1 protein-coding gene, 2 pseudogenes and 1 other annotated feature are annotated in these 2,528 nt (G+C 68.9%); of the genes and pseudogenes, 1 reads left to right on the forward strand and 2 read right to left on the reverse strand.

Annotated elements, in window-relative coordinates:
- Positions 1-852 (reverse strand): annotated as a pseudogene (locus tag MJ785_RS20950) (IS3 family transposase); the annotation flags it as partial.
- Positions 455-571 (reverse strand) — a sequence feature (AL1L pseudoknot). It overlaps the preceding pseudogene by 117 nt.
- A gap of 147 nt (positions 853-999) precedes the next feature.
- Here MJ785_RS20950 and MJ785_RS22445 point away from each other — a divergent pair.
- A pseudogene (locus MJ785_RS22445) lies at positions 1,000-1,482 on the forward strand (tyrosine-type recombinase/integrase); the annotation flags it as partial.
- A gap of 151 nt (positions 1,483-1,633) precedes the next feature.
- Here MJ785_RS22445 and MJ785_RS20960 read toward each other — a convergent pair.
- Positions 1,634-2,528 (reverse strand): reverse transcriptase domain-containing protein (locus MJ785_RS20960; RefSeq protein WP_370653019.1); only part of this gene is annotated, 895 nt, incomplete at its 5' end.

The following is a 2,528-nucleotide window of genomic DNA, read 5'->3' on the forward strand; positions in this document are numbered from 1 at the left end:
TCTCCAGGGCGTCGAGAGGAAGGTCGGTGCGCATGGTGGTGTCGAGCCGCCAGCCGACGATCTTTCGGGAGTACACGTCGGTCACGAACGCCACATAGACCATCCCGTCCCACGTCGGAACATAGGTGAAGTCGGCGACCCACAGGGCGTTCGGCCGGTCCGCGGTGAACTGCCGGTCGACCAGGTCAGCCGGGCGGGACGCGGCCGGATCGGCACGGGTCGTGCGGGGCCTGGCCCCGCCGCGTAGCGCACCAGTGAGTCCCGCGGCGCGCATGAGCCGCTCGACGGTGCAGCGGGCCACCGTGATCCCCTCGCGGTTCAACTGCCGCCACACCTTCCGCGCGCCGTACACCTCGTAGTTCTCCTTCCACACCCGTTCAATATCCACGAGGAGTTGCGCGTCACGCACCGACCGTGCCGACGGTGGACGTTCTTTCGCCGCGTAATAGGTCGACGGAGCAACCTGCAGCACGTCGCAGATCGGCTCGACTCCGCCGAGGTCTTCCTTATGCTGATCGATGAAGCCGACTACCTGGGAAGTCGCGGGTCGAGCTCCCGCGCGAAAAAAGCCGACGCCGCCTTCAGGATGTCGTTCGCGCGGCGCAGCTCACGGTTCTCCCGTTCCAACTCGGCGATACGCTCCGCGTCCGGCGTGGTGGTACCTGGACGCACGCCTTGGTCGACCTCCGCCTGGTTCACCCACAGCCGAAGTGTCGCGGGATGAACATCCAGCCGCTTCGCCACCGTCGAGATCGCCCTGTGCGCATCCGCCGGCTGCTCACGACGGATCTGCAACACAAGACGAACGGAACGTTCACGGAGCTCGACGGGGTACTTCCTGGGAGCAGGCACGACTCGATCCTCTCAAACGGTCGAGTCCCCACCGAACCCGGGGCGGTTCACTTCCTCGACCAGCGCCCCACCGGCGGGTTCACCGTCGACGACGCGGTCGCCTGGGCAACCGCTCCGGGCGGGAGCAGGGGCTGGCAGGCGATGCGGATGCGCGCCGTGCGGGGCTTCGCCGGCTACCTGCACACCCTCGACCCGTCGGTGCCGGTCCCGCCCGCGGGCCTGGTCACCGGCCACGGTCGTCGCGCGGTGCCCTACCTCTATTCCGACGCCGAGGTCGCGGCGTTGATGACGGCGGCGGGCACGCTGCGCTACCCGATGGCGGTCGCGACCTACCGGACGCTGATCGGCCTGCTCGCGGTCACCGGCATGCGCATCGGGGAGGCCGCGCGGCTCGACGACACCGACTTCGATCCGGAGTTGGGGCTGCTGACCGTGCGCGCGAGCAAGAACGGCCGGTCCCGCCAGCTTCCGTTGCACCCGACCACGGTCGCGGCGCTGGACGCCTACCGGCACACCCGCGACACGATCCACCCCCGGCCGGTCTGCCCGGCGCTGCTGGTCTCGACCGCCGGCACCAGGCTGTTGACCTGGAACATCGGCAACCGGTTCCGCCTGCTCGTCGCCCGCGCCGGGCTGACGCCGCGCGCGGGTGGCGCCCGGCCCAGGCCGTTGAGTCGGCCCGGGGCGCGGTGCCGGGATTGCTCCCGGCCCGTTTCCCCGAGCCGCTCGCCGAACCCGCCGTGCCGATCACTCGGCAACGGGCTCTCCACGGTTTCTGCCGTCAGGCGTGGTTGGGGGAAGGCCACGGGGACGGGATCTTGGCGCCCCGGTAGGAGTACCGGGAGACCGTCACTCCTTGGAGCCGGAAGTACTCGACCCCACCAGCCGCGATCACCCACCGCCCGGAAGCGGTCTTGAGGTGGCGGCGTAGCTGTCCCCAGTTCCAGCGGTGGCGGGCCCGGAGCATGTGGACGAGTCTCCACCAGGTGAAGGTGTCCAGTTTGCTGAAGGTCCACTTCGCCACCGCGTGGCGGAAGTAGTAGGCCCATCCGCGCATGAGCTGCCGGAGCTTGACCAGCACGGATCTGAGCTCCCACTGCGATGTCCTGTGCGTCAGGGCACGGATCTTCGCCTTCAGCGCCCGGACGGAGCTGGGCGCGACGAAGGTGTAGACGTACCACTTGTTCGTGCCCCTCTTGCGTTTCCACCGGATGCGGAAACCGAGGAACTCGAACCCGTCACCCATGTGCACGACCCGCGTCTTGAACGGCGACAGGCGCAGTCCCAGCGGGGCGAGCACGGCGGCGACGTCCTCGCGCAGCGCTTCGGTGTCCTCGCGCGAACCATGCACCAGCACGACAAAATCGTCCGCATAGCGGACGATCCGCCACGTCGGTGCCCCCTTGGAGCGGCGGTACGCGCGTTTCCCGCTGGTCGACATCGGCCCGCCGGGCTTCCACGGCTCCATCACATGCTCGTCGAGCACGGACATCGCCACGTTAAAGATCAACGGGGACAGGATGCCGCCCTGTGGCGTGCCGGTCATCGTCCCCTGCACCGCGCCGGGCTCGGTGAGGATCCCGGCCTTGAGGAACGCCTTGACCAGCGCCAGCACACGCTTGTCCTTGACCCGCAGCCGCACCCGGTCCATGACGGCCGTGTGTGACAGGGAGTCG

This window comes from Protofrankia sp. CiT1, from assembly GCF_917627335.1.
GTDB lineage: Bacteria > Actinomycetota > Actinomycetes > Frankiales > Frankiaceae > Protofrankia.